Origin of the sequence: Actinoplanes octamycinicus (genome assembly GCF_014205225.1) — a bacterium.
Classification (GTDB): Bacteria; Actinomycetota; Actinomycetes; order Mycobacteriales; family Micromonosporaceae; genus Actinoplanes; species Actinoplanes octamycinicus.
Genome location: NZ_JACHNB010000001.1, coordinates 4,896,937 through 4,920,785 on the forward strand (window position 1 = coordinate 4,896,937; position 23,849 = coordinate 4,920,785).

Annotated in this window: 27 protein-coding genes; 14 read left to right on the forward strand and 13 right to left on the reverse strand. The window is 70.4% G+C overall.

All coding sequences use genetic code 11. From position 1 onward, the window contains the following. Positions 1 to 93: 93 nt before the first annotated feature. Positions 94 to 1,938, forward strand: a complete 1,845-nt coding sequence (htpG, locus tag BJY16_RS21385) for a molecular chaperone HtpG (protein ID WP_185041364.1) — start codon at positions 94 to 96, stop codon at positions 1,936 to 1,938. 375 nt (positions 1,939 to 2,313) lie between these two features. Then, positions 2,314 to 3,531 carry an IS110 family RNA-guided transposase gene (locus BJY16_RS21390; protein ID WP_311775284.1) on the forward strand — a complete coding sequence of 406 codons (1,218 nt, stop codon included), beginning with the start codon at positions 2,314 to 2,316 and terminating at the stop codon, positions 3,529 to 3,531. 72 nt (positions 3,532 to 3,603) lie between these two features. Here BJY16_RS21390 and BJY16_RS21395 read toward each other — a convergent pair whose 3' ends face one another. Next, positions 3,604 to 3,801, reverse strand: a complete 198-nt coding sequence (locus tag BJY16_RS21395) for a hypothetical protein (RefSeq protein ID WP_185046997.1) — start codon at positions 3,799 to 3,801, stop codon at positions 3,604 to 3,606. 92 nt (positions 3,802 to 3,893) lie between these two features. Between BJY16_RS21395 and BJY16_RS21400 the strand changes: the two genes are divergently transcribed. Together BJY16_RS21400 and BJY16_RS21405 are read left to right on the forward strand one after the other, a co-directional pair. Then, a complete protein-coding gene (locus tag BJY16_RS21400; protein ID WP_185041365.1) occupies positions 3,894 to 5,405 on the forward strand; it encodes an MFS transporter in 1,512 nt (503 codons plus the stop codon). Continuing rightward, entirely contained in the window at positions 5,402 to 6,004 is a 603-nt protein-coding gene (locus tag BJY16_RS21405) for an acyl-CoA-like ligand-binding transcription factor (RefSeq protein WP_185041366.1), read from the forward strand. The genes BJY16_RS21400 and BJY16_RS21405 overlap by 4 nt, the downstream gene beginning before the upstream one ends. On the opposite strand, the gene BJY16_RS21410 is transcribed toward BJY16_RS21405, so the two are convergent. Beyond that, a complete protein-coding gene (locus BJY16_RS21410; protein ID WP_185041367.1) occupies positions 5,997 to 6,602 on the reverse strand; it encodes a TetR family transcriptional regulator in 606 nt (201 codons plus the stop codon). The two genes, BJY16_RS21405 and BJY16_RS21410, sit on opposite strands and share 8 nt — an antisense overlap. A 72-nt stretch (positions 6,603 to 6,674) precedes the next feature. Here BJY16_RS21410 and BJY16_RS21415 point away from each other — a divergent pair, with 72 nt between their 5' ends. Then, positions 6,675 to 7,355, forward strand: coding sequence for an SDR family oxidoreductase (locus BJY16_RS21415; protein ID WP_185041368.1), 681 nt, complete (start codon positions 6,675 to 6,677; stop codon positions 7,353 to 7,355). Between the two features lie 173 nt (positions 7,356 to 7,528). Here the strand turns inward: BJY16_RS21415 and BJY16_RS21420 are convergent, their stop codons facing one another. Beyond that, positions 7,529 to 8,161, reverse strand: coding sequence for an FMN-dependent NADH-azoreductase (locus BJY16_RS21420; RefSeq protein ID WP_185041369.1), 633 nt, complete (start codon positions 8,159 to 8,161; stop codon positions 7,529 to 7,531). Positions 8,162 to 8,253: 92 nt separating this feature from the next. On the opposite strand from BJY16_RS21420, the gene BJY16_RS21425 reads away from it, so the two are divergent. Both BJY16_RS21425 and BJY16_RS21430 read left to right on the forward strand, forming a co-directional pair. Continuing rightward, complete coding sequence (locus BJY16_RS21425; RefSeq protein ID WP_185041370.1) at positions 8,254 to 8,688, forward strand: MarR family winged helix-turn-helix transcriptional regulator; 435 nt, start codon at positions 8,254 to 8,256, stop codon at positions 8,686 to 8,688. 29 nt (positions 8,689 to 8,717) lie between these two features. Further along, the gene (locus BJY16_RS21430; RefSeq protein WP_185041371.1) at positions 8,718 to 10,160 is read left to right on the forward strand and encodes a GntP family permease; all 1,443 of its coding nucleotides are present in this window, start codon (positions 8,718 to 8,720) and stop codon (positions 10,158 to 10,160) included. An 85-nt stretch (positions 10,161 to 10,245) separates the two neighbouring features. Here the strand turns inward: BJY16_RS21430 and BJY16_RS21435 are convergent, their stop codons facing one another. Next, positions 10,246 to 11,022: an LLM class F420-dependent oxidoreductase gene (locus tag BJY16_RS21435; protein ID WP_185041372.1), complete on the reverse strand. Its 777-nt coding sequence runs from the start codon at positions 11,020 to 11,022 to the stop codon at positions 10,246 to 10,248. Between the two features lie 9 nt (positions 11,023 to 11,031). Next, a complete protein-coding gene (locus tag BJY16_RS21440) occupies positions 11,032 to 11,463 on the reverse strand; it encodes a hypothetical protein (RefSeq protein WP_185046586.1) in 432 nt (143 codons plus the stop codon). Between the two features lie 209 nt (positions 11,464 to 11,672). Here BJY16_RS21440 and BJY16_RS48480 point away from each other — a divergent pair, with 209 nt between their 5' ends. The 3 genes from BJY16_RS48480 to BJY16_RS21455 are packed head-to-tail and all read left to right on the forward strand — an operon-like array spanning position 11,673 to position 14,590. Next, entirely contained in the window at positions 11,673 to 13,382 is a 1,710-nt protein-coding gene (locus BJY16_RS48480; RefSeq protein WP_239176699.1) for a LamG domain-containing protein, read from the forward strand. A gap of 29 nt (positions 13,383 to 13,411) precedes the next feature. Continuing rightward, complete coding sequence (locus BJY16_RS21450; protein ID WP_185041374.1) at positions 13,412 to 14,041, forward strand: DUF4241 domain-containing protein; 630 nt, start codon at positions 13,412 to 13,414, stop codon at positions 14,039 to 14,041. Positions 14,042 to 14,053: 12 nt separating this feature from the next. Next, positions 14,054 to 14,590, forward strand: a complete 537-nt coding sequence (locus BJY16_RS21455; RefSeq protein ID WP_185041375.1) for a hypothetical protein — start codon at positions 14,054 to 14,056, stop codon at positions 14,588 to 14,590. A 470-nt stretch (positions 14,591 to 15,060) separates the two neighbouring features. Here BJY16_RS21455 and BJY16_RS21460 read toward each other — a convergent pair whose 3' ends face one another. Continuing rightward, on the reverse strand, positions 15,061 to 16,461 hold the full coding sequence (locus tag BJY16_RS21460; RefSeq protein ID WP_185041376.1) for a DHA2 family efflux MFS transporter permease subunit: 1,401 nt from the start codon (positions 16,459 to 16,461) through the stop codon (positions 15,061 to 15,063). Positions 16,462 to 16,540: 79 nt separating this feature from the next. Between BJY16_RS21460 and BJY16_RS21465 the strand changes: the two genes are divergently transcribed. After that, a complete protein-coding gene (locus tag BJY16_RS21465; RefSeq protein ID WP_185041377.1) occupies positions 16,541 to 17,095 on the forward strand; it encodes a TetR/AcrR family transcriptional regulator in 555 nt (184 codons plus the stop codon). A gap of 117 nt (positions 17,096 to 17,212) precedes the next feature. On the opposite strand, the gene folP is transcribed toward BJY16_RS21465, so the two are convergent. Beyond that, a complete protein-coding gene (folP, locus tag BJY16_RS21470) occupies positions 17,213 to 18,070 on the reverse strand; it encodes a dihydropteroate synthase (protein WP_373873414.1) in 858 nt (285 codons plus the stop codon). Positions 18,071 to 18,117: 47 nt separating this feature from the next. On the opposite strand from folP, the gene BJY16_RS21475 reads away from it, so the two are divergent. The 3 genes from BJY16_RS21475 to BJY16_RS21485 are packed head-to-tail and all read left to right on the forward strand — an operon-like array spanning position 18,118 to position 20,759. Further along, positions 18,118 to 18,642 (forward strand): hypothetical protein, encoded by a 525-nt coding sequence (locus BJY16_RS21475; RefSeq protein WP_185041379.1) that lies wholly within the window; start codon positions 18,118 to 18,120, stop codon positions 18,640 to 18,642. Continuing rightward, entirely contained in the window at positions 18,639 to 20,228 is a 1,590-nt protein-coding gene (locus tag BJY16_RS21480) for a methyl-accepting chemotaxis protein (protein WP_239176701.1), read from the forward strand. Before BJY16_RS21475 ends, BJY16_RS21480 begins: the two co-directional genes overlap by 4 nt. Positions 20,229 to 20,240: 12 nt before the next feature. Then, positions 20,241 to 20,759, forward strand: a complete 519-nt coding sequence (locus tag BJY16_RS21485; RefSeq protein ID WP_185041380.1) for a GNAT family N-acetyltransferase — start codon at positions 20,241 to 20,243, stop codon at positions 20,757 to 20,759. Here BJY16_RS21485 and BJY16_RS21490 read toward each other — a convergent pair. The 6 genes from BJY16_RS21490 to BJY16_RS21515 form a co-directional block, all read right to left on the reverse strand. Further along, a complete protein-coding gene (locus tag BJY16_RS21490; protein WP_185041381.1) occupies positions 20,723 to 21,274 on the reverse strand; it encodes an exonuclease in 552 nt (183 codons plus the stop codon). The genes BJY16_RS21485 and BJY16_RS21490 overlap by 37 nt on opposite strands. Positions 21,275 to 21,291: 17 nt before the next feature. Next, complete coding sequence (locus tag BJY16_RS21495; protein WP_185041382.1) at positions 21,292 to 21,639, reverse strand: hypothetical protein; 348 nt, start codon at positions 21,637 to 21,639, stop codon at positions 21,292 to 21,294. Positions 21,640 to 21,656: 17 nt separating this feature from the next. Further along, positions 21,657 to 22,205 carry a nucleotidyltransferase domain-containing protein gene (locus tag BJY16_RS46530; protein ID WP_203758830.1) on the reverse strand — a complete coding sequence of 183 codons (549 nt, stop codon included), beginning with the start codon at positions 22,203 to 22,205 and terminating at the stop codon, positions 21,657 to 21,659. Positions 22,206 to 22,402: 197 nt separating this feature from the next. After that, positions 22,403 to 22,741, reverse strand: coding sequence for a hypothetical protein (locus tag BJY16_RS21505; RefSeq protein WP_185041384.1), 339 nt, complete (start codon positions 22,739 to 22,741; stop codon positions 22,403 to 22,405). Then, positions 22,738 to 23,160: a YbaB/EbfC family nucleoid-associated protein gene (locus tag BJY16_RS21510; protein ID WP_185041385.1), complete on the reverse strand. Its 423-nt coding sequence runs from the start codon at positions 23,158 to 23,160 to the stop codon at positions 22,738 to 22,740. Before BJY16_RS21510 ends, BJY16_RS21505 begins: the two co-directional genes overlap by 4 nt. A gap of 131 nt (positions 23,161 to 23,291) precedes the next feature. Further along, positions 23,292 to 23,849: a TetR/AcrR family transcriptional regulator gene (locus tag BJY16_RS21515; protein WP_185041386.1), complete on the reverse strand. Its 558-nt coding sequence runs from the start codon at positions 23,847 to 23,849 to the stop codon at positions 23,292 to 23,294.

The following is a 23,849-nucleotide window of genomic DNA, read 5'->3' on the forward strand; positions in this document are numbered from 1 at the left end:
TGTGGTTCGGAGGGTCTTTCCCGTGCTGCTGACCGGGCGGCCCGGCGGCCGTCATACGATCGGCCGGGAAACACCGCACAAGGACGGAAACGGGTGACGATGGAGACGTTGGAGTTCCAGGCCGAGGCGCGCCAGCTGCTGCAGCTGATGGTCCACTCGATCTATTCGAACAAGGACATCTTCCTGCGTGAGCTGATCTCGAACGCGTCCGACGCGCTGGACAAGCTGCGCCTGGCCAAGCTGCAGGACGGCCTGGAGGCGGACACCTCCGACCTGCACATCGAGATCGAGGCGGACACCGAGGCGCGGACGCTGACCGTCCGGGACAACGGCATCGGGATGACCCGCGAGGAGGTCGTGGCGCTGATCGGCACGATCGCCAAGTCCGGGACCGCCGATCTGCTGGCCAAGCTCAAGGAGGCGTCCGAGAAGAAGGGCGAGGCCGAGCTGATCGGCCAGTTCGGCGTCGGGTTCTACTCGACGTTCATGGTCGCCGACAAGGTGACCCTGGTGACCCGCAAGGCCGGCACCGAGGGGCACGGCACCCGCTGGGAGTCGGCGGGCGAGGGGACCTACACGATCGACGACGCGCCGGACGCGCCGGTCGGTACCACGGTCACCCTGCACCTGCGGCCGAAGGACGAGGAGGACGCGCTCTACGACTACGCCGACGAGTGGCGGATCAAGCAGATCGTCAAGCGGTACTCGGACTTCATCTCGTTCCCGATCCGGCTCGGCGACGAGACGCTGAACTCGCAGAAGGCGCTCTGGGCCCGGCCGCGCAGCGAGGTCACCGACGAGGAGTACCACGAGTTCTACAAGCACATCAGCCACGACTGGACCGACCCGCTCGAGATCATCAACATGAAGGCGGAGGGCACCTTCGAGTACGAAGCACTGCTCTTCATCCCGTCCCGCGCCCCGCACGACCTGTTCCAGCGGGACGCCCGCCGCGGCCTGCAGCTCTACGTCAAGCGCGTCTTCATCATGGACGACAGCAAGGAGCTGATCCCGGACTACCTGCGCTTCGTCAAGGGCGTGGTGGACGCGGCCGACCTGTCGCTGAACATCTCCCGGGAGATCCTGCAGCAGGATCGGCACATCCAGATGATCCGCCGCCGGCTGGTCAAGAAGGTCCTGTCCACGATCAAGGACCTGATGACCAGCAACCCGGAGAAGTACGCGACGTTCTGGCGCGAGTTCGGCCGGGCGGTCAAGGAGGGCCTGCTCAGCGAGCCGGACAACCACAAGCCGATCCTGGAGATCGCGTCCTTCGCGACCACCGCGCAGGACGAGCCGACCACCCTCGCCGGTTACGTGGAGCGGATGAAGGAGGGCCAGGAGGAGATCTACTTCCTGACCGGGGAGAGCCGCGCCCAGGTGGTGAACTCGCCGCACATGGAGGCGTTCGCCGAGCAGGGGTACGAGGTGCTGATCCTCACCGACCCGGTCGACGAGATCTGGGTCGACGCGGTGCCGGACTTCGACGGCAAGAAGCTGCGCTCGATCGCCCGCGGCTCGGTCGACCTGAAGAAGGACGAGGAGGAGAAGGAGCCGGAGGGCGACTTCGGCCCGCTGCTCGGCTTCCTCAAGGAGAAGCTGGACGAGCAGGTCAAGGAGGTGCGCCTGTCGCACCGGCTGACCACCTCGGCCGCCTGCCTGGTCAGCGACCAGGACGACATCACGCCGGCGCTGGAGAAGATGTATAGGGCGATGGGCCAGGAGGGCCCGCGGGTGAAGCGGATCCTGGAGCTCAACCCGAACCACCCGCTGGTCGCCGGGCTCCGGTCGGCGTACGAGCGCGGCGCCGAGGACCCGGCCCTGCCGGAGACCGCCGAGCTGCTGTACGGCACCGCGCTGCTCGCCGAGGGCGGCGACCTGGAGGACCCGGCCCGCTTCGCGAAGCTGCTGGCCGACCGCCTGGCCCGCACGGTCTGACCGCCGGCCGCCTCGCGGTCCGTCACCCACGGAGCGCGAGGCGGGCGCGGGAACGGAACGGCGCGGCCCCCGCGGGGGCCGCGCCTTCGTTTTTGATCTCCGGAACTACCCGCGGACCGTGCAGGGTGCGGCGATCGTTCTGGACGCGCCAGCGGCCAGATCGCCGTGCCCGGCCCGCGCTACTTAAAGAGAATTTGGTGTACGACCGCGGCCCGGCCAGGCTTGGTCGAGGTGATCGGTAGGGTGCTCAGGCCCGCGCTGCCCACTCATATGGCGGGGTGTGGCTCTCTCCCGGCTTGGACCCTGCCGGTCACCGTGGCGCGGAGTGGCTGAAGAGGGGTTTGCCCAGCTGTAAGTAGCGTTGCCCTCCCGCTGGTGTGGTTCTGCCGCGACGACGGGAAGGTCAACGGGTACATGGGTCAGCTGATCATTGGAGTCGATCCGCACAAGCGGTCCGCGACGATCGAGATCATCAACGAGCGTGAACAGGTGCTGGCCCGTGGCAGGTACGGCACCGACACCGGTGGCTACCAGCAGATGCTCGCCGCCGGCCGCCGTCACGCCGGCCGGGTGTGGGCGGTCGAGGGCTGTAACGGCATCGGCCGGCACCTGGCCCAGCGGCTGGTCGCCGACGGCGAAACCGTGCTGGACGTCCCGGCGAAACTCGCCGCGAAAGCCCGCAACTTTGACACCGGGCACGGCCGTAAAACCGACGGTCACGACGCGCACCACATCGCGGTGACCGCCCTGCGCACCCCGGGCCTGCGCCGCGTTCACGCCGACGGCGCCACCGTCGCGCTGCGGCTGCTGGCCGACCGCCGCGACCAGCTCGGCGCCACCCGCACCGAGACCATCAACCGGCTGCACCAGCTACTGCTCGAACTGATCCCCGGCGGCGCGAAGAAGAACCTGACCACCGACCAGGCCCGCACCCTGCTCGAACGCGTCAGCGTCCCGGCCGGCGACATCGTCACCGCCACCCGCTATCAGCTGGCCGGCGACCTGGCCGACGAGCTCACCACCCTGGACACCAAGATCAAAGCAGCCAACCGGCAGCTGAAGACCGTGCTGGCCGCCACCGGCACCCAGCTGACCAGCCTCAACGGCATCGGCCCCTCCGGCGCCGCCCGCCTGCTCGGCGACATCGGCGACATCAGCCGCTTCCCGACCCGCGGGCACTTCGCCACCTGGAACGGCACCGCCCCCATCGACGTGTCCTCCGGCGACAACCATCATCACCGGCTCAACCGGGCCGGGAACCGGCGCATCAACCGGGTCCTGCACATCATGGCCATCACCCAGCTCCGCTTCGACACCCCCGGCCGCGCCTACTACCAGCGCAAACGCGCCGAAGGCAAAACCGCGATGGAAGCCATGCGAGCGTTGAAACGACGCCTGTCCGACACCGTCTACCGCCAAATGATCAAAGACGACCACACGGCACAACAGACAGCGACGGGTCCGGGAGGACACACGGGGGCGACTCTGAACTCCAGCGCGGCCGACCCAAACCCCAAGATCGACACTTCGGAAAAGTCACAACCCGGACCCGCCAACCACCACCCTAAAACACCCCTCACACCAACCCCTTGACAGAGGGGTGCCGGGAGCATGCGATCCGCACCCCGGCGGACCTGCGTAAATATGGATCTTGATCTTCAGGGGTCAGCCGTTCGCCAGCTCGACGAAGAACGTGCCGATGTTGGTGAAGATGTTGGTGATCCCGTCCCAGATGCTGCGGGCCACGTCGGCGGCCGGTCCGGGGCTCGTGCCGATCCAGAAGACCAGCAGGAACAGCAGGACCCAGCCGAGCACCTTCTTCATGGCAATCCCCACCCCCACATCGCCATCCAAGATCTTCACACAACCAGGGAGAACTGTAGGGAAGACGCGCCAGCCTGAGAGGACTCTGAGGAAACTGGAAGTGACTAGATTTTGAGAGTTACTGTCATTTCATGGCTACTTCCCAGGCGCGCTGGTTCGCGCTCGCCGCACTCTGCTTCTGCACGCTGGCCGTCGGTCTCGACGGCACGGTGCTGAGCGTCGCGCTGCCGACCCTGGCCCGCGACCTCGGCGCCTCCACCGGTGACCTGCAGTGGTTCACCAACTCCTACCTGCTGGTGCTGGCCGCCGCGCTGCTGCCGGCCGGGATGCTCGGCGACCGGTACGGCCGCAAGCGCTTCCTGCTCGGCGCCCTGGCGCTGTTCGGCGCCGCCTCGGCCTGGTGCGCCTACGCCACCACCAGCGGCCAGCTGATCACCGCCCGCGCGGTGCTCGGCCTCTCCTCGGCGGTGATCATGGCGCTGATCGGCGCGGTGCTGACCGTGGTCTTCGACGAGAAGGACCGCCCGCGCGCGCTGACCATCTGGATCACCGCGAACGCGCTCGGCATCCCGCTCGGCCCGCTGCTCGGCGGCTGGCTGCTGGACCACTTCTGGTGGGGCTCGGTCTTCCTGATCAACCTGCCGATCGTGGTGTTCGGCCTGCTGGCCATCGTCGCCTGGGTGCCCGAGTCGCACGGCGACCGGCGCCGCCGCCTCGACCTGCCGGGCGTGCTGCTCTCCGCGGCCGGGCTGGTCGGCCTCACCTACGGCATCATCGAGGCCGGCGAACGCAGCGTGACCGACCCGGGCGCGCTCGTTCCGATCGCCGGCGGCCTGCTCGCCCTGCTGCTCCTGGTCCGGTGGCAGCGCCGGGCCGCCGCCCCGCTGATCGACCTCGACCTGTTCCGCTCCCGGGGCTTCACCGGCGGGGTGGTGCTCGCCACGGTCGCCAGCTTCTCCTTCTTCGGGCTGCTCTTCGCGCTGCCGCAGCTGTTCCAGGCGGTCGGCGGCGAGGACTCGTTCGGCTCCGGCCTGCGCCTGCTCCCGGTGATCGGTGGCCTGCTGGTCGGCGCCCGGCTCGCCGACAAGCTGGTCGCCCGGTGCGGGGCCCGGCTGGTGATCGGCGCCGGGCTGGCCCTGATCGCCGGCGCGCTGCTGGCCGGCTCCCGGACCGGCGTGGACACCGGCTACGGCTACGTCGCCGCCTGGATCACGGTGGCCGGCATCGGGCTCGGCTTCACCCTGCCGCCCGCGATGAACGCGGCGCTCGGCGCGCTCACCCCGGAACGCAGCGGCGTCGGCAACGGTCTGATCCAGGCGATGCGCCAGGTCGGCAGCGCGATCGGGGTGGCCGTGCTGGGCACCGTGCTGAACGCCGGCTACCGCGACCGGGTCGGCGCCGCCGGGCTGCCGGCCGCCGCCCGGGACAACGCCGCCTCCGGGGTCGCGGTCGCCCAGCGGTCCGGCGACCCCGGGCTGCTCGACACGGTGCGGCACGCGTTCACCCACGGCATGGACGCCGCGCTGGTCACCACCGGGGCGGTCGCCGCGGCCGGGGTGCTGCTGGTGCTGATCCTGCCCCGGCACACCCGCCGCCCGGCCGGCGATCCCGAGCAGCCGGTGCTGGCAGAATCGGGGGTATGACAGCCACCCCGAGCCTGCGCGAACGCAAGAAGGCGAAGACCCGGGCCGCGATCCGCGAGCACGCGATACGGCTGTTCGAGGAGCAGGGGTTCGCGTCGACCACCGTGGACCAGATCGCGGAGGCGGCCGAGGTCTCGCCGAGCACGTTCTTCCGGTACTTCCCGGCCAAGGAAGACGTCATCCTGACCGACGACTACGACCCGATGCTGGTCGCCGCGGTCCGCGCCCAGCCGCCCGAGGTGCCGCCGATCGAGGCGGTCCGGCGCGGCATGCGCGAGGTCTTCGCCGGCCTCACCGCCGAGGCGCTGGAGAGCGAGCGCCGCCGGCAGCGACTCCTCTCCGAGGTGCCGGAGCTGCGGGCCCGGGCGATGAGCCAGATCGCCGAAGCGCTCGAGTTGCTCGCCGACGTGGTCGGCGAGCGGTGCGGGCTGCCGGCCGACGACCTGCGGGTCCGGACGATGAGCGGCGCCATCGCCGGCGTGGTGCTGGCCATGGTGCCGCCGGGCCGGATGGCCGGCCAGGCCACCATCGACGACGTCGACTTCGACCGCATGATCGACGCGCTCGACCTGCTTCAGCGAGGTCTTCCGATCAGCTGAGAGCCGCTCGTGCCTCCGTCAGGATCCGCTCGGAGAGACCGGTTCCCGCGGTCGCCCGGGCCAGGATCAGCGCGCCGACCATGGTGCTGACCGCGGCCAGATCCGCTTCGCCGTCCGTGCCGAGCAGCCGGGCGTAGGCCTCGACCCCCGCGGCGTAGGCGTGCCGGGCCGCCTCGCCCCCCGCTGCGCGGGCGACATCGCCCGCGAATCCGGCAGTCGGGCAGCCCACGGCCGGCTCATCCCGATGTCCGATCGAGAGGTACGCGTCCAGCAGCGCCCGCCGCTCCGCGTCGTCCAGCCCGTCCCGTGCCTCCGCCGCTCCCGCGCTCCGCGGCCCGGCGTCGCTCTCGTCACGTCCGCTCCCGAGGCCGGCCGTGAGCCGGGCCGCCTGCTCCGCGAAGGCATACCCGATCGCCTCGGTGACCAGCGCGTCCTTGGACTCGAACTGCTTGTAGAACCCGCCGTGGGTGAGCCCCGCCGCGGCGCTGATGTCCGCGACGCTCACCCCCGCGATGCCCCGCTCCCGGAACAGCCCGGCCGCCGTCGCGACGATCCGCTCCCGGTTCTCCCTGGCCTGCGCCTGCGATACCCGTCCCATGCCCTCAACTATAGATTACGTGTGTCATCTATTACCTTGCCGCCGTTAGATTATGCTCGTAATCTAAACCGCATGGAACTCACCACCGCCACCGCTGTCGTCACCGGCGCCAACCGCGGCTTCGGGCGCCACCTCGCCGCCCAGCTGCTCGAGCGCGGCGCCAAGGTCTACGCCGCGGCCCGCCGCCCGGAGTCGATCGACCTGCCCGGCGCCATCCCGCTGCGCCTCGACGTCACCGACCCGGTCTCGGTCGCCGAAGCCGCCGCGACCGCCGCCGACGCCACCCTGCTGATCAACAACGCCGGCGTCGCCACCGGCCAGCCGTTGCTCGGCGGCGACCTCGACCTGATCCGAGCCGAGCTGGAGACCAACTTCTTCGGTACGCTCGCCGCCACCCGCGCCTTCGCCCCGGTGATCGAGGCCAACGGCGGGGGAGCGGTGCTGAACGTCCTCTCCGTACTGTCCTGGCTGCACCCGGCCGCCTACGGCTCCTACTCCGCGGGCAAGGCCGCCGCCTGGGCGCTCACCAACGCCACCCGTGAACAGCTGGCCCCGCGCGGCATCACGGTGACCGGCCTGCACGTCGCCTACATGGACACCGACATGGCCGCCGACATCCCCGCCGACCGCAAGACCGACCCGGCCGTGGTGGCCAAGCTGGCCCTGGACGCCGTGGAGGCCGGCGCCCCGGAGGTCCTCGGCGACGACCTCACCCGCACGGTCAAGGCGACCCTCGCCACGACGCCCGCCTGACCGCGGACCGGATCCTCCAAGCGCCTCCCACGCCCGATCGTCGGTCCACACCCGCGAAGCGCGCCGTGGTCCAGGCCGCAGCGCGCCTCCCGCCGGTCCGGCTGGGCCTCAGGGGTGTTTCGGCCGCTCCGAGGCACCCGTCAGGCCCAGCCGGTGACCGCGACCGGCGGAGGTCAGGGCTGGAGGAAGAGTTTGGCCCGCTCGCGCGCCTCCGCGTGGGCCAGCGTGCGGGCCGTGGCGGCGTCGGCGGTGGCCAGGTTCGGGCGGAAGTGGATCTCGGCCTGGTCGTGGACGCCGGCCCAGCGGAGCCAGTCGGCGAAGTAGGTGGCCTGGAAGTCGCTGCCGAAGGCCGGCGGGCGGTCCGGGCCGTAGACGGCGCTGGTGTAGACGACCGCCGCCTTCTTGCCCCGCAGCAGACCGGTGTAGCCGTCCGCCGGGTCGAAGCCGAAGACCAGGCCGGGCTGGCTGACCACGTCGATGAACTGCTTGAGGATGTAGGGCACGCCGGCGTTCCACATCGGGACGCTGAACAGGTAGCGGTCGGCGGCGTCGAAACGGTGGAAGGCGGCGATCGCGGCGGCCCAGGCGTCGGCGGCCGGGCCGGTGGGCTCCTCGCCGGCGAAGACCGCCATCTTCGCGGCGGCGGCGTCCGGGCCGAAGGCCGGCAGCGTGCCGTCCCACAGGTTCCACTCCTCGACCTCCAGGCCCGGCTGGGCCTCCCGGGCCGCGGTCAGGAAGGTGTCGGCGAGGGCGAGCGACTCGGACCGCTCGCCGCGCGGGGAGGCGGCGATGTGCAGCAGTTTCACGGTGACTCCTTCAATCGCGATGGAAGTGCGTGCGCACGCACATTTCTACGCCCAGTGCGTGCGCACGCACAAGTTTTCGGTACGCTGAGGTGATGAGCGACACCGACACCGTTGCCTGGGCAGCCCTGCTGCGGGTGCACGCCACCGTCGTGCCGGTTCTCGACCGCACCCTGCAGGCGACCTGCGGACTGCCGCTGACCTGGTACGACGTTCTGCTGGAGCTGCACCACGCGCCGGACGGCCGGCTCAGCATGGGCGAGCTGGGGGAGCGCGCCGTGGTCAGCCGCACCCGGGTCAGCCGGGTCGTCGACCAGCTCGTCGGGGCCGGTCTGGTGGTCCGGGAGAGCAATCCGGACGATCGCCGGTCCGCGCACGCCGCGATCACCGACGCCGGCCGGCAGCGGCTGCGCGAGGCGGCGCCGGTCTATCTGGACGGGATCCAGCGGCACTTCACCGGCCTGATGTCGGCGGCCGAGGCGGCGACCGTGGCTACCGCGTTGGCGAAGGTGCTCCGGAAACAGGAGTGAAACATTCGCCGGATGGGTAACCGCGCGTCATGTCGACCATCACCGATGCCGGCACCGGCCAGCTGATCGTCGCCGCGGTCCTCGGCATCGCGGCGGTGGTCCTCCTGATCGCCTGGGCCAAGTGGCACCCGTTCCTCGCCCTGATCACCGGCTCCGGCGTGCTCGGCCTGGTGGCCGGCGCGGCGCCCGGCAAGGTGGTCACCTCGTTCACCACCGGGCTGGGCAACACCACCGGCAGCGTGGGCGTGCTGATCGCGCTCGGCTCGATGATCGGGGTGCTGCTGGCCGAGTCCGGCGGCGCCGACGGCATCGTGCGCCGGATCGTCGCGGGCGTCTCCGGCGCGGCGCTGCCCTGGGCGATGGCCGGGGTCGCGGCGCTGGTCGGGCTGCCGCTCTTCTTCGAGGTCGGCGTGGTGCTGCTGGTGCCGATGGTGCTGCTCGTCGCCCGGCGCACCAGTGTGCCGCTGCTGCTGATCGGCATCCCGGCGCTGGCCGGCCTCTCCGTGCTGCACGGCCTGGTGCCGCCGCACCCGGGGCCGCTGGTCGCGATCGACAGCTTGCACGCCGACCTCGGGCTCACCCTGATGTTCGGGCTGATCTGCGCGATCCCGACGGTGATCGTGGCCGGTCCGCTCTTCGGCAAGTGGATCGCGGCCCGGGTGCCGGTCGCCGTCCCGGAGCGCGGGATCACCCGGGAACCCTCGGACAACGCGGACGCGGACGCCAACCGGGCCGCCGGGGGACCGGGCAACCCGGCCGATCTCGACGCGGACGGCGTGCCGGACCGTACCGAAAGCCCTCGCCGGAATCCGGGTTTCTGGCCGGCCATCCTGACCGTCCTGCTGCCGATCGTGCTGATGCTGGCCCGCGGCGTCGCCGAGCTGACGATCGACGAGGGCAACAACGTCCGCGACGTCCTCGAAGTGCTCGGCCAGCCGGTCGTCGCGCTGCTCTTCGGCGTCTTCCTGGCGATGTGGACGCTCGGGCACCGGGCCGGGATGGACCGCCGGCAGACCAACGCGGTCATCGGCGGGGCGCTGCCGCCGATCGCCGGCATCCTGCTGATCGTGGCCGCCGGCGGTGGCTTCAAGCAGGTCCTGGTGGACAGCGGCGTGGGCAACGTGATCGCCGACGCGGCCAAGGACGCCAACATCAACGCGCTGCTGCTCGGCTTCCTGGTCGCGGTCGGCATCCGGGTCGCGACCGGATCGGCCACGGTCGCCACGATCACCGCCGCGGGCATCGTCGCGCCGCTCGCCACCAGCCTGGACCGCCCGACGGTGGCGCTGCTGGTGCTCGCGATCGGTTCCGGCTCGCTGTTCTTCTCGCACGTCAACGACGCCGGCTTCTGGCTGGTCAAGGAGTACTTCGGGATGACCGTCGGCCAGACCATCAAGACCTGGTCGGTGATGGAGACGATCATCTCGGTGGTCGGCTTCGCCTGCGTGATGCTGCTCAGCCTGGTCGTCTAGACCCCGGCCGGGACCGGCCGCACCGGAGCCGAGGTGGACGATCAGGGGCGTGCCCAGCGGATCGCGCCGGGCACGCCCCTCGGCCTCAGCCCCGGCCGTTGACGTCGTCGCGCCAGGCCAGGGCCTCGCGCAGCTCGCCCAGGTCGGGTTTGGGGCCGCCGACGCCGATGGTGAAGAGGCGGGCGCCCAGCTCGTGCATCCGGTCCCGGCTCTGCGGGTTGCCGGCCACCGAGACCTCGATCTCGGACGGGTCGCGGCTGACCGTCTCGCAGTGGCCGCGCAGGACGCCGAGCTTGCGCTCGAGCGTCTCGGCGTCGGCGAACGAGTGCCAGATGTCGGCGTGCTCGGCGACCAGGCGCAGCGTCTTCTTCTCGCCGCCGCCACCGATCAGGACCGGGATCTTGCGGGTCGGCGGCGGGTTCAGCTTGCCCCAGCGGGACTCGATGCGGGGCAGCGCGGTGGCCAGGTCGTCGAGGCGGCCGCCGGCCGTGCCGAACTCGTAGCCGTACTCCGTGTAGTCCCGCTCGAACCAGCCCGAGCCGATGCCCAGGATCAGGCGGCCGTCGGAGATGTGGTCGACCGTGCGCGCCATGTCGGCGAGCAGCTCCGGGTTGCGGTAGCTGTTGCAGGAGACCAGCGCGCCGATCTCCACCCGGGACGTGGACTCGGCCCAGGCGGCCAGCATGGTCCAGCACTCGAAGTGCAGCCCGTCCGGCTCCCCGCTCAACGGGTAGAAGTGGTCCCAGTTGAACAGGACGTCGGCACCGGCCTCCTCGGCCTCGGCGGCGGTGCGCCGGATGGTGGCGTAATCCATGTGTTGCGGCTGCAACTGCAGCCCGATCCGAACCGGCCTATCGATCATGAGGAAAGCCTAGGGGCAGGTGCTGTCGATTTTCTGCCCGATGGTGACGAAGTCTCCGTTGAGGAATGCCTTCGGGTCGGGGGACTGGCTGCCCTTGGTGAGGGCGGCGGCCACCTCGTCGACGGCGGCGCGCTGGGCCGGGTCGCTGCTCTTCGCCCCGGCCTCGGTCACCTGGGTGGCCATGTCGGCGAAGGTTTTCTGCAGGCCGGCGGTGGCGTCGTCGCCCTTGCGGGTGGCCCAGCCGGCGGCCTTGACCGCGCCGTCGGTGAGGATCTTGTAGACCGCGGTGCACACGTATTTCGGCTGGTCGGCCGAGGCGGAGGGCACCGGCGCGACGCTGAACGGCGCGGGGATGGTCTCGGGGTCGAGCTCGATCTCGCAACCGGCGGCCAGGGCCGCGGTCGCCAGCAGGGTGACGGACGCGGCGACACGGCGGAGCATCGGCACGGCATTCCCCTTTCTCTATCGCGTACGCGGCAGCATAGTTCGGACCGCCGACAGTCGCCCATCCTGTGCGCCACCTTTGCCCGATCCGGAAGTTAGCTACGGACGTGGCCAATTTCCCGAAAAAAGCCCTTATCGCCGGAATAGCGACTACCCTCGTCGCGGCCGGTGGCACGGCCTTCGCCGAGATCGTCTCGTCCAGCCCGGTGACCTCCCCCTCCTTCAACGGCTCGGTCTACGCGGTGGCCTACCACGGCAGCACCGTCTACGTCGGCGGCGCCTTCACCCGGGCCATCGTCGACGGCCGCAATGTGGAACGTACCCGGCTGGCCGCCTTCGACTCGCGCACCGGCGCCCTGCTCGACTGGAAGCCCAGCGCCGACGCCAACGTCCGGGCGCTCGCCGTGGACGGCGACACGGTCTACGCGGCCGGCGACTTCGACCGGATCAACGGCGAGCCGCGCGACGCGATCGCCGGCCTGACCGCCACCGAGGGCACCCTCACCCCGCTCCAGCACACCGTCAGCGGCCAGCCGAACGCCCTGGCCGCCGGGCACGGCCGGGTCTACCTGGGCGGCCGGATCACCGCGGTGGACGGCACCCCGCGGGCCAACCTGGCCGCGTTCGACACCGCGACCGGGGCGCTCGACGCGTGGGCGCCGACCACCGACGACACGGTGAACGCCCTGGCCGCCGGAACCGACCGGATCTACCTGGGCGGCCGCTTCCACAAGACCAACGGGGCCCGGTCGACGCTGCGGCTCAGCGCGGTGCACCCGGAGACCGGGGTGCTCGACCGGACGTTCCTGCCCAAGCCGGTGTCCCAGGTGTTCGCCCTGGCGACGAACGGCCCGGCCGGGGAGGACGGGGTCTACGCGGCGCTCGGCGGGCAGGGCGGACGGGCGGTCTCGTACGCCCGGGACGGCGCGACCCGCTGGACCCGGGTCTTCGACGGGGACGCCCAGGCGATCACCGTGCTGGGCGGGACGGTCTACGTCGGCGGGCACTTCGACAAGGCGTGCACCACTACGAACAACGGGGTCAAGGGGATCTGCACGGACGGCTCGGCGATCCGCGGCAAGCTGGCCGCGATCGACCCGCAGGGCAACCTCCTGGAGTGGGCGCCGCAGGCCAACGGCGTGGCCGGCACCCGCTCGCTGGCGGCCAGCGCGGAACTCGGCGCGATCAGCGCGGCCGGCGACTTCACCATGGTCGGCGGCTTGCCGCGCAAGCGGTACGCGGAGTTCGGCGCGGTCGCCCCGCGCACCGAGGACGCGCCGGCCGCCGCGCAGTACGTGGCCGCCTACAACTTCGACACCACGATCGCGGACGGGACGTTCGACGACGGCTCGGGGCGCGGGCACCTGCTCCGGATGGTGGCCCGGGCCGGAGGCGTACCGAAACTGGTGCCGCACGGCAACGGGCAGGCCCTGCAGTTCCCGGCGAAGTGCACCGGCGCCACCTGCCCGCGCCTGGTGCTGCAGGGCGAGAGCACGCCGGACCTCAACCCCGGGACCCGACCGCTGCGGTACGGCGCGGGCGTGCTGCTGTCCCCGGCCGAGACGTCCAGCGGCGAGAACATCCTGCAGAAGGGCTACTCGACCGGCGGTGGCCAGTACAAGCTCCAGGTCGACGGCGTCTCCGGCAAGCCCAGCTGCGGTTTCGGCGCCGACACCGTCCACCTGGTGCGCAGCCGGGTGTCGGTGGCCGACGGCAACTGGCACAGCCTGGAGTGCCGGCGCACCGGCCCGACGCTGTCCATCCTGGTCGACGACGTGCTGCAGGCCAGCGTCCCGGTCCCGATCGAGGCCGCGGTGGACACCAGCTCGCCGTTCACCGTCGGCGGCAAGGGCGCCGGCGCCAACAACGACCAGTTCCACGGAACTCTCGATGACGTCTGGGTGCACATCGGCTAACTGTCGTACCGGTCCGGTACCTTGCGCGCATGCCTGATCTCGACCGCCTCCTCCAGGCCGGTGCCCGTTACCTCCAGGACGACGTGACCTATGTCGTCGAGTCGCACCCGCTCGGCGACCTCACCCTGCCCACCGGGCAGCTGGCCGCCTTCGACCCCGGGGTCACCGACGAGGAGGACGAGCCGTTCTCGGTCACCGTTGCGCCGGGGCGCTATCGGATGGTCGGCTGGGTCGCGGTCCTGGAGAAGGAGGAGCGCGAGTGGCAGCGCCGGGTCGCCGCCGTGCAGCTGGTGATCCGCGACGAGCCGGCGGTCTCCTGGGAGCTGGCGCTGGTCGACGGCGACGACCCGGACGCGCTGGAGGAGGGCGAGTTCTACGGTTACGGGGTGGACACCGGCGCCGGCGCGTTCGCCGACATCAGCGTGTCCCGGGCGCTGGCCCGCTGGGACTCGGAGGAGTTCGAGGAGACCTTCGACCCGGAGGACTTCCCGGACGAGCCGGTGCCCGGCCTCTTCGACCGGGTGATCGACCGGCGGACCGGGGGCAACGTGATCATGGTGGAGTCCGGCTGGGGCGACGGCTACTACCCGACCTTCATCGGCCGCACCGCGACCGGCGAGGTGGCGTCCTTCGTCACCGACTTCCTGGTCCTGCCCTGATCGCTTCCGGTCATGCCGCGCACCTATCGCTATGTCGGCCCGGCGGACGTCGCGGCGTCCGCCGGGACCGGCCCGGGCCGGCCGCTGTCCGCTCCCGGTCCGCTCGCACCTGAAGCGCCGGCGGCGCCGGATCCGCTCGGTTCCGGCCCGCCGCCGGGTCCGGGTGCGCTTGTCTCCGGCGACCTCTTGACGTACGTGGTGAGCCCGGCCGGCGTCCTCCTCCTGGCGCCCCGCAACTCGGAGCACGTCGCCTGTGCCGGCGGCGGCCCGGTGCTCGCCGCCGGTGAGATCGGTTTCCGCCGCGACGGCGACGGCTGGCGGGTCGACCAGGTCACCAACCAGTCGACCGGCTACTGCCCGGAGCCGTCCTGCTGGCCCGCCGTCGCCGCCGCCCTGGACGCCGGCGGGGTCCGGCACGACGACGGCTTCACCACCGAGTTCACCTTCCGCCGCTGCCCGCGCTGCCACGCGGTGAACCTGGTCAAGGAGGAGGTCTACGTCTGCGACCTGTGCGACGCCGATCTGCCGCCGGAGTGGAACTTCGCCTAGAGAAGGCACAGCGTGTGCCGGTCGGAGGTCCGGCACACGCTGTCTTCGCTCGCCGGGGGCGGTGAGCGGTGCTCCGCGCTGCGTAGGGTGGCGCTCGCGAGGTTGCGGGGTCGGACCGGCCGGACGAAGCCGGTTCCTCGCGCGCCGGTGCGGCTCGGAATTGAAGGTCATCGTTGCAGCCATGTTGCGTCAGTGCAACAGTTCATCTCGCGTTTGTTTCGGGCTGTCCTGTTCCGATCACCGGCCGTCGCTGCTGACGGGCCTGGCGGAGGAGGAAAACCGGGAGTTCCGGCCGCGGATCGCGCGGGGCGGGGTGCGGGGCAGCCGGGAGTCCCGACCACAGATTGACCGGCGCGGGGCGACTGGGTCCTGGTCGCTGACGGCGCGGCGCGAGGGGATCGGGGTCTTGTTCGCGGACCGTGTGGCGCGGGGCGGCCGGGAGGTCCGGCCGCCCCGCGTCGTACCGGAAATCAGGCCCTGCGGGGGAGGAAGAGCGCCACCACCGCGCCCACCGCGATGATCGCCGCACCGGTCAGCACCGCCGGGCGGGTGCCGTCGAGGAAGGCGTCGAGGCTGGTGTAGCCGCCGAGCGAGCTGAAGATCGAGGACAGCGCCGCCACGCCGGCCGCGACGCCGAACTCGCGGATCGTGTTGTTGGTGCCGGACGCGACGCCCTGCTCGGCCACGTCCACGGTGGCCAGCACCATCGTGGAGACCGGCGCGAAGGTCAGCCCCATGCCGATCCCGGCCAGCACGAACGCGCCGATCAGCGACGGGTAGGACGCGGTCAGCGACAGCCCGAGCGCCATCCAGAACAGGCCGGCCGCCAGGAAGACCTGTCCCGCGACGATCAGCACGCGCTGGCCGATCCGCCCGGCGAACATCCCGGCCAGCGGCGCGACGATCATCGGCGCCGCGGTCCACGGCAGCGTCCGCAGCCCGGACTGCAGCGGGCTCAGTCCCTGCACCACCTGGAAGAACTGGGCGAGCAGGAAGACCGACCCGAACGCGCCGGCCGAGAAGGTCAGGGTCACCGTGTTCACCAGGCTGAAGCCGCGGCTGCGGAACAGGCGCAGCGGCAGCATCGGCGTCCGGTTCCGCGCCTGCCAGAAGAGGAAGCCGGCCAGCAGCGCCACCGCCGAGCCGAGCATGGCCAGCACCCGCGGCGACGTCCAGCCCTTGTCCGGCCCGTCCACCACACCCCAGATCAGCAGCAGCATGCCGCTCGCCGACAGCACCAGGCCGAGCGGGTCGAGCCGGCGGCCGTCGCCCCGGGACTCGTCGAGCACCGTGGCGGCCAGCACCACCGCGAGCACGCCGACCGGCACGTTCAGCCAGAAGATCCAGGACCAGTGCAGGCCGTCGACGACCGCGCCGCCGACCACCGGGCCGACCGCCACGCCGAGGCCGGTGATGCCGCCCCAGATGCCGACCGCCGCGTTGCGCAGCCGGGGTGGCACCGCCCGGGCCAGCAGGGTGAGGGCCAGCGGGGTGATCGCCGCACCGCCCAGCCCCTGCACCGCGCGGGAGGCGGTGAGCTGCCACGCCTCGGTGGAGAGCGCGGCCGCCGCGGAGGCCAGCGTGAAGACGATGATGCCGCCGAGGAACATCCGCCGGCGGCCCAGCCGGTCGCCGAGCGCGGCCGCGGTGAGCAGGAACGCCGCGAACGGCAGCGTGTACGCGTTGACGAACCACTGCAGGTCGGTGATCGACGCGTGCAACTCGGTGCGGATCACCGGCAGCGCGGTGCTGACCACCAGGTTGTCCAGCGAAACCATGAAGGTCGGGATGCCGACCGCGGCGAGCACGGCCGCGAGGGGCCGGGTGGAGCGGGCCCGGGTGGTGGGCCGATCCGAAACGAGAGTGGTCACGTCTTCCCCCTGGAGCGCGCCGTAAGTTGTTATCGACTGATAACTAAGGACGGTAAGCATCAACTGATAACCTGTCAACGTGACTCGGACCCGCCTGACCGCCTCGGAACGCCAGGACCAGATCGTCGAGGCCGCCCTGCAGGCCTTTGCCCAGGGCGGATACGCCGGCACGTCGACCGACCAGGTGGCCCGGCTGTCCGGTGTGTCACAGCCCTATGTGATCCGCATCTTCGGCTCGAAGCAGGAGCTGTTCCTCACCACCGTCCGTTATGCCGGCCGGCGCATCGAGGCGAAGTGGCACGCCGCCGCCGATCGCGAGCCGACCCTGGCCAGCCTCGGCAGCGCCTACAAGGACCTGCTCGCCGAGCGTGAGCTGCTGGTCGTCCTGCTGCACGGCTTCGCCGCCGCCGAGGAGCCGGTGGTCGGCGAGGCCGTCCGCACCTGTTACGGCAGCCTCTACCGGACGGTCCGCGACCTCACCGGCTGCTCCCCGGAGCAGGCTCGTGACTTCTTCGCGATGGGCATGCTGATCACCGTGCTCGGCGCGATGCGCATCCTCGGGCCGGACTCGGTGCCGCCGCAGCCGTGGATGACGTCCCTGCTCGACACCTTCCACGACCACACCGAGCCCTGAGGCCCAGCCGGTGAGCACTGCCGCGGCCGGGACGGTGACCGGCCGCGGGTCTTGCCGGCAGCCACGGGTCGCGCGGATGCGCTGGGACGGGGCTCACGGCGTACCGGAAAGCGGGTTTCAGATGTTGTGGCGCAGGTAGGCCGGTTCGCGCCAGCCCAGCATCGCCTCGGTCATCCGGATGGCGTCGACGGCGGCCCGGACGTCGTGGACCCGCATGATGCGGGCGCCGCGCAGGATGCTGAAGACCACCGTGGCCAGGGTGCCGGCGAGGCGTTCCTGCTGGGGGCGGTCGAGGGTCTCGCCGATGAAGTCCTTGTTGCTCAGGGCGGCGAGCATCGGGTAGCCGATGGCGGCGATCTCGTCGAGGCGGCGGGTCAGCTCGAGCGAGTGCAGGGTGTTCTTGTTCAGGTCGTGGCCCGGGTCGATGATGATCTGGTCCGGGCGGACGCCGCGGGACAGGGCCAGCTCGACCTTCTCCCGGAGGAAGGCGCCGACCTCGGCGGTCACGTCGTCGTAGCGGGGGCTGGGGTGCTCGGTGCGCGGCGCCGCCAGGCTGTGGCAGATGACCAGCTGGGCGTCGGTGCCGGCGACCACGTCGGCCATCGCCGGGTCGCGCAGGCCGGAGGTGTCGTTGACGACGCCGGCGCCGTGCTTGATCACCTCGGCGGCGACCTCCGGGCGGAACGTGTCGACCGAGACGACCGCGAGGCCCTGAGCTGCCTCGACCACCGGCAGCACCCGGTCCAGCTCCTCGGCGGCGGTCACCTCGGGGCCGGGCGCGAACGGCACCCCGCCGATGTCGATCCAGTCGGCGCCCTCGTCGGCCGCGGCCCGGACCGCCTCGGTGGCCTTCTCCAGGGCGAACGTGCGGCCCTTGTCGTGGAACGAGTCGGGGGTCCGGTTGACGATCGCCATCACGACGACCCGGCGGGAGAAATCGAAGGTCCGGCCGCCGATCACCCGGGCGCCGCTGATGTCGCTCACGGTCGCCGACCCTAACAAGGGGTGGTTAGCGTTTTGGCATGCGCATCCCTTTCGCGCGGACCAGCGCCGAGACCACGCTCTTCCTGCAGTTCGCCCGGTGCCCCTGCGGCAACGGTGACTTCCCAGGTCACGGCCTGCCCTGGAGCGCCGCGGTGCTGGCCGTGGGGGAGCAGAACACGCTGCGGTACGACTGGGACTGCCCGGGCTGCGGCCGGTACCGGGAGTACTCGTTCCGCACCCCGGGGGTGCCGGAGCCGTTCCCCCGGGCGGGGGAAATCTTCCGCTGGGGCGACGGCGTCACCCCGTCCCAGCTGCTCGACCCGGGCCAGTGGATGGTGGTCGCCGACCGGTACGCGGACCGGGACGGCGCCCGGGCGGCGGCGGCCGTCGACGAGGTGCTGCTCTTCGTCCGGAAACGGATGCTGGGGCGCTGGGCGGTGCCCCGGACGGCGTTCCGGACCGCCGACGGCTGGCGGAGATATCGCCGGGATCCGCGCGAGTTCACCCGGGATCGTCTGTTGATCGCCCGCGACGGCTACCGGGATGCCACTGTGAAGGGGTGACTCGTCTGCTCGCCGACCGGCGGGTCGGCACCAAGATCATGTTCGCGGTGCTGGTCGTCGCGCTGCTCAGCGTGGTTGACGGGCTGTTCGCGATGAACCGCCTGGGTGTGACGAACGACCAGGTCAAAACGGGCTACCAGCACAGCCTGGAGCTGGAGGCGATCGGGAACCTGCGTAGTGCGGTGAACCGGGCGTGGCTGGCGGTCGGTGACGATCTCCTGGCTGCCGACGACGCCGGCCGGTCGACCGCGACCTCCTCGCTGACCGACGCGGAAGAGCAGGTCAGCGACTACTCCGCGAAATATCGGGCCTATCCGATCAACAACGCGGAAGTGTCCGCCCTGTCGGCCTTCCTCGATTCTTGGGCGAAATATCGGAACATCGTCACCGAAACCTTGCTGCCCCTCGTGGCGAGCGGGAACCGCGCCCGGCTCGACTCCGTGCGCTCGTCCCAGATCGTCCCCGTGATGTCCGAGGTGCGCGACCAGCTCACCAAGCTCTCCGATCTCACCGTGCAAGCCACCGCCGCCCAGGAGGCCGACGCCGAGGGGCGCTACCAGTCCACCAAGTGGCGGGTCCTGCTGCTGCTCACGCTCAGCGCGCTGGTCGGAGTGGCCCTCGCGCTGACCGCCAGCCGGATGATCGTCCGGCCGCTGTCCGCCTGCGTCACCGTCCTGGACCGGCTCCGCGACGGTGACCTGACCGCCCGCGCCGACGTGCACAGCCGGGACGAGGTCGGCCGGATGGCGCAGGCGCTGAACCACACCGCCGAGGCGATGGACGCCATGGTCGGCCGGGTGCGCGGCAGCGCCGACGTGCTCGCCTCCGCCTCGGAGGAGCTGTCCACCGTCTCGGCCCAGCTCTCAGTCTCCGCCGAGGAGACGTCGGCGCAGGTCAGCACGGTCTCCGAGTCGGCCGGGCGGGTGTCCGACGGGGTGCGGGCGGTCTCCGCCGGCGCCGAGGAGATGGGTGTCTCGATCCGGGAGATCGCGAACAGCGCGAACGAGGCGGCCGGCGTGGCGGCCGACGCGGCCCGCACCGCCGAGGTCACCAACAGCAGCGTGTCCCGGCTCGGGGAGGCGTCCGCTCAGATCAGCACGGTGGTCGCGCTGATCACCAGCATCGCCGAGCAGACCAACCTGCTGGCCCTGAACGCGACCATCGAGGCGGCCCGGGCCGGCGAGATGGGCAAGGGATTCGCGGTGGTCGCGGCCGAGGTCAAGGACCTGGCGCAGGAGACCGCGCGGGCCACCCAGGAGATCACCGCGCAGGTGGCCGCGATCCAGACCGAGTCGGACGGAGCGGTGCACGCGATCCAGCAGATCGCCGCGGTGATCGCGACGATCAACGACTACGCGACGACGATCGCGGCGGCGGTGGAGGAGCAGACCGCCACCACGGCGGAGATCGCCCGCAGCGTCGGGCAGGCGGCCGAGGGCTCGACCGCGATCGCCGGGACCATCGCCGGGGTGGCGCAGGCGGCGGCGCAGGTGACGTCCGGGGCCACCGAGACCCAGCAGACCGCGGCCGACCTGGCCCGGACGGCGGCGGAGTTGCAGGCGACGGTGGCGGCGTACCGGACCTGATTAGATCCTGCGGTGGGCGATGTCGAGGTGCGGTTGGTCGGTCCGGGCGGGCTGAGCGCGGTGGATGCGCTGGTGCTGGCGGAGCTGGTCCGGGAGTTGGTGGCCGGGGGAGCGGCGCTGGGGTGGGTCGAGCCGCCGCCGGTGCCGGAGGTGGTGGCGCTGTTCGCCGAGGAGCTGACGCTCGCGGTCGCCTATGTCGGGCTCACGCCGGTCGGGTTCGGGTATTGGCGGCGGTATGCGCGGCCGACCCACCGGGTGAACGCGGACATCGAGAAGGTCGCGGTGAGCCCGAAACATCAGGGCAGGGGGGTGGGGCGGGCGATGGTGAGCGCGCTGATCGAGGCCGCCAGGGAGCAGGGAATCGAGGTGCTGACGCTCGACGTGCGTGGCGACAATGTCCGCGCGGCTGCTCTGTATGAGTCGCTCAGTTTCCGGAGATATGGGGTCTTGGAGCGGTTCGTCGCTTTCGGGGATGACCGCTACGACAAGCTGCTCTACGCTCTCGACCTCCGCGCGGCGTCGAAGACCTGAGCCAGCTCGGCGGCGTCCTCCCCGGCGTGATGCGTGTGCGGAACGTCGGTCAGCCCGAGCTTGTGCTTGATGATCCCCTTGCGGGTCTCCACCCACTCGCTCCCGGTCAGGCCCATCCAGTAGCTGCGGAGATCGACGCCAGACCCGGTGGCGCCGAACGGGTTGTGCCCGACGAACCGTACGAAATACCAGTGGACGAACATGCCGTCCCAGACCGCCGGCGCGGCCAGGAACACCGGACGACCTGTGGTGCGCAGGCCGTTGACCCATCTGGCGGCGATACGCATGGCTTCTTCGGCGGGAGGCGCTTCGCGGAGCAGCCGATCCCGGTCGAGCCCGGAAACGGCCAGCGCGGCCGGCACGAATTCGTCCGAGATCGGCCGCAGCTCGGTGTAGAAATTCAGATCCGGTCTACCCGCGACGGCCATGCCGAGGGACAACATGCTGTAAGGCCCGGGAATCGGCCCGTCCGCCTCGACATCGACGGCGACATAAAGCTCTGGCAGCTGGGGCATTTCGGTAGCATAGTAGCCTACAGGCGATCCTCGAAATTTGCGCCGACCACGGCCTTCGCGCCGGCAGTCAAGAAATGCCGCTGCAGGTCGCGCGCAAGGACGATCTGATGATCCTCGTCCAGATCGCTGCGATATGGCGTGACGTTCAACTCCCATGCGAAATGGAGATACCCATCCGCGGGGTCGGTGGCGAGATTCCGATCGGCGTCCTCGTTGGGAAGGAGTTCCAGCCAATTGCCGCGGAGCCGGCAGGAATGCGCTTTGTGTGCTTCCGCTTCGGGAAATGATCGGAGCAGGTCTTGCATCAGTTGGGCGCGGTCGTTTTCGCTGTCCACCATGATCAAGAATTGGAGCATCGTCTCCACTTCCGAATCTCCTCAGCCTAGGGGATGAACGGGCCGGTGTCGAGCTTACCGCCGATCTGAAGGACGGAGAATTGGACATCGTAGGGAGATTCGGGGTCGAGCAGCGTGTGCCGGAGATTCTGGAAGTCGTGACCTAGGTCAAAGCTCGACAACTGGCCGTTCTTCCTGATCCGGCGCAACATGCGCTCGCGGAGTTTTGTGCCGAGGCGGGCACGGCTGAGCATCTGCTCCGACAGGTCGAAGAAGGTTTGCTCATCGACCCGCAAGGCGACGTCGAGGTCGGATCCGGCCCGCGCTGTGCCCCGGGCCCGGCTGCCCTGCACTACTAAGTCTCCGTCCGGCAGCCCGGCCTGTCGGCGGAGCTGTCGAGCGCCGCGGGCAAGCTTGTTGAATTGTCGATCTGTGAGCCCTTGCGGAACCTGGCGGACATTCTTTGCCGCGGCTTCGACGGCGCCCTGGACCAGGTCTCTAGCTATAACTTCGGTGGCTTCTTTGCCGAATTGTTTGGCAGCCAGCCTGGCGATTATGCCGATGGCCTCCCCGGTAGCTCTTCCACCTTTAACCAAGGATCGCCTCCGTGGCCTTGCCGATTAGGAAATCGATTGCTATGCCAGCGATCTCCTTGAAGGCTGGAACCTCCAGTAACGAGGCGCCGAATGTGATTTCGGCGGTCGCTATTGCTTGAAGGATCTCAACCGCAAGGAGCGCTAGTTGAGTGAAGATTCGTTGAGTAGCTCTGCAAGTTGGTGAGGTAGCTGGATACTCATGAGATAAATTTGGTTACGGCGACGATGTCTTCGCCGTTCGCCTTGTCGGTCTCGTCGAAATCGTCCGCGATGCTGTGGAGAGCGCCGCCGAATCCGGAGATGCTGCGGCTCACCGAGCTGTATATTGCGGCCGCGATCTGGTGTGCTGTCTGGTAGGACGTACCGATGAGTGAGCCGACAGGATCCGTTCCGAAGACTTCGTCGGAGGCGGTGACTTCGGCGATATGATGCTGCCATGCGTTTGTCAAGCTAATGGCACTGTCATGTAAATGGTCGCCGGAAGCTCGTAAGGCTGGCGGGTGGATGTCCACGCCGTTTCCGGGTGTCGCCGTCACCGGTCACGATCCCGGTCGATCCGGGTTGCCACGTGCTGCATGGCCTGCAGGAACATTGTCATGCTGCGTGCCGACTCGTCGCGGATCGCATTCACCTGTTCCGCTAGGTCCTGGCTCACCTCTCGGGCGGCGGCGGCAGTGTCGGCATTTGACGGGCTTATGGCCTCGAACGCCTCGTTGATGGCATAGCGAATCTGCTCGGCCAATTCGGCGGATCCCATCCGCATCGCACGACTGTCGATGGTAAGGGATTCGACCCTTCGCGGGCCGACGCGTGCCCGAATAAGGTGGTCAGCCGCGGTGCCCTCGGCCGTAGGCGTCTCGGCGTTTCCGCCGGTAGCGGCGGCCTTCTTCATCACCTGGGCGACGTTGTCGAGGAGAGCGTCAAGTCGGTGGATGTCGGCAGCGTCGTACGTCATGGCATCCCCGCCTTCCCTGCGATGGGTTTCGCAGAGCGGGTAGCTGGTTCTGTTTTCCTGTCAACCGCTGGAGGCCGGACAGCTGAGTTCGACATTTGGCCATGGTGGGGTGTTTATGGCATTGATGAACCTTATTGTCCTTGATCTGACGGGCGGACCAGCTCGGTGATCCAGTCCAGGGCCACCCGGGCCTGCTCCGGCGGGCCGCTGTGCAGCCCGTCCACGATCAGCCAGATGCGGTCGGCCAGCAGCGCGTCCCCGCCCAGCTCGCTGACCAGCCGGTCGACCACGGCGCGACTGTCCGCCAGATAGCCCCGGGCCACCTGGGCCGGCTCATCCGTCGCGCCCGGGAACTCGGTCAGATAGTTGCGGAAGGCGCAGCCGCGATACCCCGGACGGCGGGTGCTCTCGGCGATCTCGCTGACCAGCGCGATCAGCTGCTCGGCGGGCGTGTTCGCCCAGCGCAGCGCCTCGGCGGCGGCCCGCTCCCGCTCGCGCCGGGCCAGCGTGAGGTAGGCGGCGGCCAGCTCCGCCTTGCTCGGGAAGTGCCGGTAGAGCAGGTTCTTGCCACACCCGGCGACCTCGACGACCTGGGCCATGCCGACGGCGCGGACGCCGTACCGGTAGAACAGCCCGGCGGCCGCGGTCAGGATGGTGTCGCGGGTGCCCGGGACCGGCGTACGTGCCAT